Below are 5,905 nucleotides of genomic sequence, written 5' to 3' on the forward strand. Positions count from 1 at the left end.
TCCCCCCTCCGACACGTAGGGAACCGCTGTTTGACAGCGGTTTTCGTCGCGCCTGTACATAGAGGAAGCAGGAGGCGACTGACTAAACGGGCGTGACATACTCCGGAGATGGGTGATACGTCGCTGGAGTCTTGGGTTGATGAGACATCGACAACGGCGTTGCTCGTCCAGGTCGCAGGCGAGACCGTCATCGAGATCGACAGGCCGACCAATGCCCCGGGCTGGATCGGTTTCGACGGTGCACCGAACCTCGGCGAGCCGGAAGGCGGGACGGGTCTTCCGTTTGAACCGCTGCCAGATGGCCGAATGCGGCACGACATCGCCTCCGGTCAGAAAAGCGTCATTGCCGTTCTCGTCGCGATCGGCGCCGAACGGGGCCTGCTGCGACTCGACGATCCTGTCTCTAAGCACCTCGGTCGAGGGTGGAGCCAGGCGACCCCCGACGAAGAGGTCGCCATCACTGTTTGGCATCTCCTTACGATGACGTCGGGACTGGGTGATGACATGTCGTATGCCGCCCCGCCGGGGACGCGCTGGTGGTACAGCCTCGGTCCTACGTGGCACCAACTCAAACCGCTCCTTGAAGCCGCATCGGGACGGACGCTCCAAGATCTGACCGACGACTGGTTGGCCGGGCCGCTGCGGATGGAGGATTCGACCTGGATCGAACGGGCGGGAATGACATACCTCGACGGCAGACCAATCGAGGCTCTGCTCACCTCAGCTCGCGACCTGGCCCGACTCGGGAACATGGTGCTGAACAAGGGGGCCGTGGCTGGCCGTCGGGTGCTCGGAGCAGAGTCGCTGACCGAACTCCTGACGCCATCTCAGGACCTGAACCGTGCCTACGGCCTGCTCTGGTGGTTGAACGGCCAGCGGCCCATTCTCCGACCCTTGGTGGAAGACCCTGTCGACAGTGTCCTGATCCCCAACGCACCCGCCGACACAGTTGCCGCCCTCGGTGCGATGGGCCAGTTCTGCCTTGTAACTCGAAGTCACCAAGCAGTCGTGGTCCGTCTCGGCTCGGCACCGAGAGGTGACTTGACGGGCGGCGATGTCACTTCCGAGATCTGGCAGCTCCTCAACCAGACCCTGTTCCGCAGGCTGTGATGGCGTTGACTGGGGGCGTTCAAGTCCCCCCTCCGACACCGCTGTAGCGAACTGGCCAGGCCCTTCTGGCTGTCCTGCTGGTCGAGGGACGTAACGTGGGGCATGAGGACGGTTGCGGGGCTACTGGTTGCGGTGGTGTTGATTGCTGGGTGCAGCAGATCCGGTGATTCTGAGTTGGAAGCGCAACCCTCCACAACCGTGGTCACGACGACCACGACGTTGCCGCCAACCACGACGTTGCCGCCAACCACGACCACTGTCCCACCGACTACGACTGCAAGGCCGACGACGACTCAGGCACCGACAACCACTCCTTCAACCACGACTACTGCGGCACGAATGACGACGGAGACATCAGCGGCGCCTGCTTCTAGCGCAACAACGGTTTCCGATGAACTGCTAGTGCTTTCAGCGATCGCTGAATTCTTGCCCGACGGGCAGGTGTGCGAAGAGCAACTCTTGTCGGCTGATTCCCCTGAAAGGGGATGGGAGGGTTGGGGCGGTGCCGGTTGGGAGACAGAGGTCGGTGGCTTCGAAGAGTTGGTGGTTCAGATCACCTGCGATTTCGACTCAGAGGAGTTCTGGTTCAGTCATCGGTTGCGGATTCAGTACCCGCTTAAGACCGGGGAAGCAGCAGAGGTGATCAACTCAGAGGTTCGCTCAGTGGTGGCTCGAGGGATTCTCGACTACTTCATCGATTCACGTGACCGCTTCTCAGAACTAAGGCTCACCGGAGAAGAGCAACGTTCAGATCAGACACAACACCGTGGCTGTGGCTCCCCCGGTTACCTTGCCATCAGTGGCGTCGTTCCCTACTCGAACGACGGATTACACAGCGTGTACCTGTCATTTGGCCAGAACCATCCGTGTGCGAACACGACTGCTAGCCCTGTGGCGACTTTGAACTTCGACGTGTTTGGCGACCGCCATCCGGACATGTCGGCAAGTGACTACAAATCGCGAATGCTCTTCGATCTTCCTGATTTGTTCAAGGACGGCTCGGTTTGGGAGGCCGAACTCGTAGAGGTCATCCGCCGCCGCTGGGTCGAAAGCGGTGAGGATCCCGACGAGTGGCTGGTCGGACCGTTGACTGTCGAGTTCGTAAGGTCGCTTGACTTCACCATGGGTCCTGACACCCTTGCACTGCACGCCCAGCCCTACACCGTCTGGTTTCCGGGAGGGTGCTGCGGGTCGAGTTCGGACCACCTAGAGATCGACTACGAGGAGTTGACCGAGTACCTCCATCCGGACGGCCCTTACCGGCACATCCTCAACAACTGACCCGACTCCGCCAGGCAGCCACGCAGGCAGCCACGGGGGTGACACACCCTGACAGCAGCCTGGAGGCCCTTCTGGCTGTCCTGCTGCGCTGGCGTGAGTCGGCCGTTGGATCTAGAATCGAAGCGTGCGCATTCTCGTCTCTCTGGTGGCAGCCCTCACCTTGGCAGTGTTCTCGCTGTCGGTGGGCGGCGTGTCGGCCCTCAGCGAAGACCCAGCCGATGCTCCGATCGAGGCACCCGCCGATCCAGCCGGGGAAGATCGCGCGTTCGAGGATGGCGAGATGGGGAAGATCGACGGTTGCGAAGGTGAGATCTACTCGACCCATGAAGCAGCGGCAGAGGCGGCCGAAGCCAAGGGAACCGGTTTCCACGAGCACCAGGAAGCCGGAACGACCTACTACATGATTAGTTGAGCGGCAACCGAATGAGCGGGTGACCTTGTACGGCAAAGGCAAGACCGACTGACCTGGGGCCGTGATGGCGTTGACTGGGGGGATTCAAGTCCCCCCTCCGACACCACACGTAGAGTGAGGTTCGCTTCCGCCAGCCAAACAGGGACGCACCGGCATGACGTATGCAGGAAACCGACGGATCATCGACGTCGACAGCCACCTCTTCGAACTCGACGACTTCCTTCGCGCTGTCGCGACCGACGACGAAGCCGCCTTTATCCGGCCGATGGAGGCACAGACAGACCTGCCTGTCTCTTTGGAGGCCATTGAGCGGGGCCGTGAGCACCTCGATCGTCGGAAGGCCGACCCCGAGTTGATGGCCAAGTTCGAAGCGGGCATGTTCGACATCAGCCGTAGTCCGTGGTCCCGCCTCGGTGCGTTCGATCCGGCCGAGCGGTCCCACGCCCTCGACGTCCTCGGCTTCGAGCGTCAGATCGTCCTCGGCACGTTCTCGTTCCACCAGATCGCTCACGAGGACAACGCAAAGGCGCTCGAAATCGGTGCCCGGGTCCACAACCGCGCGATGGGCCGCTTCTGTGCCCACGACAATCGGTTGCTCGCCGGAGGGTACGTGCCACTCTCACTCGGTCCCGACGTTGCCGGCGCACTCCTCGACGAGGCGTTCGTCGATGGTTGCTACACGGTCATGGTGGACACGAACGAGGCTGATCCCGAAGCACGCTCGTTCACGCATCCCGACTTCGATCCGATCTGGGCTCGCTTCGCTGAACAGGACGTGCCGCTGCTGGTGCACATCGCGGTGAACGGCCACTACGACCCCGTCTCGCCGAGCTTCAAGAACAACGGGCGTGGCTCCACTGCCGTGGGCGGTGATGCGCCGGACTCGAACCTGGGTCTCGTCGCGATGCACAACTCGGCCGAGCTGTTCCTTTCGGCGATGATCCTCGACGAGGTCTTCGAGCGTCACGACGGCCTGCGGTGCCTCTCGCTCGAGCATGGGGCCTCGTGGGTGCCGGGCTGGCTCCACAAGCTCGACTTCGTGGAACGGTCGACCCGTAGTGTTGCTCCTCGGAGCCGCAGGGCTTCCGACATCGCACGCGAGCGCGTCCGCTTTGCGCCGTTCGCCGGCGAGCCGGTCGGCTGGCTCATTGAACAGCTCGGTCCCGACATGCTCTGCTTCGCTTCCGACTACCCCCATCCCGAGGGCTCGAGCGATCCGATCCGGAAGTTCGAGGCGACCATGGACGGGGTCGATCCGGCCGCGGTCGAGGCGTTCTACGCCGGCAACGGGGAGCGCTTCCTCGGTACCGCACCGACCCCGGTCTGATCGGGTGGGACACCCAGTCGCCGCCACTCTGCCATAGCCCTAATTTTCACCTAACCGGAAACTTGGCTAGAAGACTTCCAGTTGTGGTCCGACCTTGATGCCATACCCCCCTGGGTGGTGGGGGTGGCCGTCAACCCCCACGTGTAGATGTGGGCAGGCCTAGGTCAAGTCCAGTCTGCATTGTCCAGGTCAGTTGGGCGGGGAAACTTCTTCGAGTGACTTGCCGCGACGGACAGCGTCGAGTTGATGGCGCTTTACGCATGGTTGACGGACAGCCTCCGGGCGGCCGTTGTCGAACCGGGCGCCCTACCCAATAGCGATCAAGGCGACCGCGAGGCTTGATCCACCGAGCCCTAATGCCTGCCACCACCACATTTTCTGGCCTCGTATGGCAACACCAAGGAGCACGGCCACCGCCGCGTACTGCGAGGACACGACGCTCACCACAGCGAGGCTCCCGCCTCTGAGGGCAAGAACGAACAGGACCACTGCTGCGATCGCAAAGATGCCAGCCACGAACGAAGAGATGAAGGCGCTCCGCTCCCTCGGAAAGAGCCGAGGTCCGGTAGCGCGAGTGACCGAGATCGCAATAAGAAACGCCACGACGCGTTGGAGCAAGAGCGGTGAACCGCCAGCGTCGTCCCCGATGTAACTGAGCAGGATCAACATGATGCCAAAGACGACCCCGGCCAAACCCGCTACGAAGAGGCCGGCCGACCCGTCACCAGGATCTCCACGCTCGTAGGACGACAACGCAATGGCGACAACGCCCAACGCGAGGCCGATCGAGGTGACCGTCGACGGTGAGGCACCCGAAACGAGAAGGTCCCACAACACCGGGACGCTAGACATCACTACTGCTGCAGTTGGCGCCGCGGTTCGCAACGACCCGCGGGAGTACGCGACAAACAACAACAAAATGCCAACACTGTTGGCGGCTCCGGCGAGAGTCCCGTGTGCCAGGTCAGAGGTTGTTGGGTTGCCAGACCAGAACACGGCGACGACCGCCATTACGAAAACACCGGCAAGTAGCACCGTCGAAGTGACCTCGCTGGCGCGCTCTCTCTTAGTGACGCCAGACGCGAAGAAGTCACTCAATGCGATTGAAAATGTCGAGAGAACCGCGTAGATCACCGACACAGGCAGCAGTATGCACCGCGTTCCGCCGTGTTGCGGGCAATGGCAAGTCGACCACCGATCAGGTCGGCCACTTCGGGCCATACGTGGTCTAAGTCCGGCGCATCAGAGGTGTCGGCAGGTCGCATGCCGTGAATCTCGATGTTGAAGTCGTCGTACCCGTTGTCGGGAGGACGGGATCAGGCATGAACCTTCAAGGGTGCTTTCGTTGTCGTCGGCGGTTGAACGACCGACAGCACACGCAGAGTTTCTGTCCTCACGGGCCGTTTCAAAGTCGATGGCGTTCGATTCCCACCGCGGGACAAGCCTCCAGACAGATCGATGGGGATCAGACTCTTAGTAGGCGATACGCGGGATGTGCTCCTCCCATGTGCGTTCGGAGACGACCCTGGTTCCCTCGTAGCCGGTAATGCGGCCATCGAGGTGGAACTGGGTTGCGTCGCAGGTCACAGCCAACAGGCTTTCGGTACGCACTTGCCAATCATCCCGAGCAAACGCGAAGTCAGCCCGATATTCGATGGAAGCCGAGAGCGGATCGCCCTCGACGATTCGGTATCGCTGAGCGCTCTGGTTTGAGTATCGAAGGCGAGTGGCCTCAAACTCGACCTCACCGGCGTCGACCTCGACCTCGAGGAGGT

The 5,905-nt window shown here is 61.9% G+C and carries 6 protein-coding genes; 4 read left to right on the top strand and 2 right to left on the bottom strand.

All coding sequences use genetic code 11. The annotated features are described in order from the left end of the window. Nucleotides 1–108 precede the first annotated feature (108 nt). The 4 genes from OSA81_13130 to OSA81_13145 all read left to right on the top strand — a co-directional run bounded on the left by OSA81_13130 (nt 109) and on the right by OSA81_13145 (nt 4,130). Complete coding sequence (locus OSA81_13130; protein MDE0899944.1) at nt 109–1,110, top strand: serine hydrolase; 1,002 nt, start codon at nt 109–111, stop codon at nt 1,108–1,110. A gap of 339 nt (nt 1,111–1,449) precedes the next feature. Further along, a complete protein-coding gene (locus tag OSA81_13135; protein ID MDE0899945.1) occupies nt 1,450–2,391 on the top strand; it encodes a hypothetical protein in 942 nt (313 codons plus the stop codon). A 124-nt stretch (nt 2,392–2,515) separates the two neighbouring features. After that, complete coding sequence (locus OSA81_13140) at nt 2,516–2,803, top strand: hypothetical protein (protein ID MDE0899946.1); 288 nt, start codon at nt 2,516–2,518, stop codon at nt 2,801–2,803. Nucleotides 2,804–2,957: 154 nt separating this feature from the next. Continuing rightward, nucleotides 2,958–4,130 (top strand): amidohydrolase family protein, encoded by a 1,173-nt coding sequence (locus OSA81_13145; protein ID MDE0899947.1) that lies wholly within the window; start codon nt 2,958–2,960, stop codon nt 4,128–4,130. A gap of 306 nt (nt 4,131–4,436) precedes the next feature. On the opposite strand, the gene OSA81_13150 is transcribed toward OSA81_13145, so the two are convergent. Both OSA81_13150 and OSA81_13155 read right to left on the bottom strand, forming a co-directional pair. Next, the gene (locus OSA81_13150) at nt 4,437–5,270 is read right to left on the bottom strand and encodes a hypothetical protein (GenBank protein MDE0899948.1); all 834 of its coding nucleotides are present in this window, start codon (nt 5,268–5,270) and stop codon (nt 4,437–4,439) included. Nucleotides 5,271–5,603: 333 nt separating this feature from the next. Continuing rightward, a partial coding sequence (locus tag OSA81_13155) for a hypothetical protein (GenBank protein MDE0899949.1) occupies nt 5,604–5,905 on the bottom strand: 302 nt, incomplete at its 5' end.

Source organism: Longimicrobiales bacterium (assembly GCA_028823235.1).
GTDB lineage: Bacteria > Gemmatimonadota > Gemmatimonadetes > Longimicrobiales > Gaopeijiaceae > UBA2589.

Bases quoted from the DNA above. Each gene is read 5' to 3' on its own strand.
- OSA81_13130 (MDE0899944.1), top strand. From the start codon at position 109: ATGGGTGATACGTCGCTGGAGTCTTGGGTTGATGAGACATCGACAACG.
- OSA81_13135 (MDE0899945.1), top strand. From the start codon at position 1,450: ATGACGACGGAGACATCAGCGGCGCCTGCTTCTAGCGCAACAACGGTT.
- OSA81_13145 (MDE0899947.1), top strand. From the start codon at position 2,958: ATGACGTATGCAGGAAACCGACGGATCATCGACGTCGACAGCCACCTC.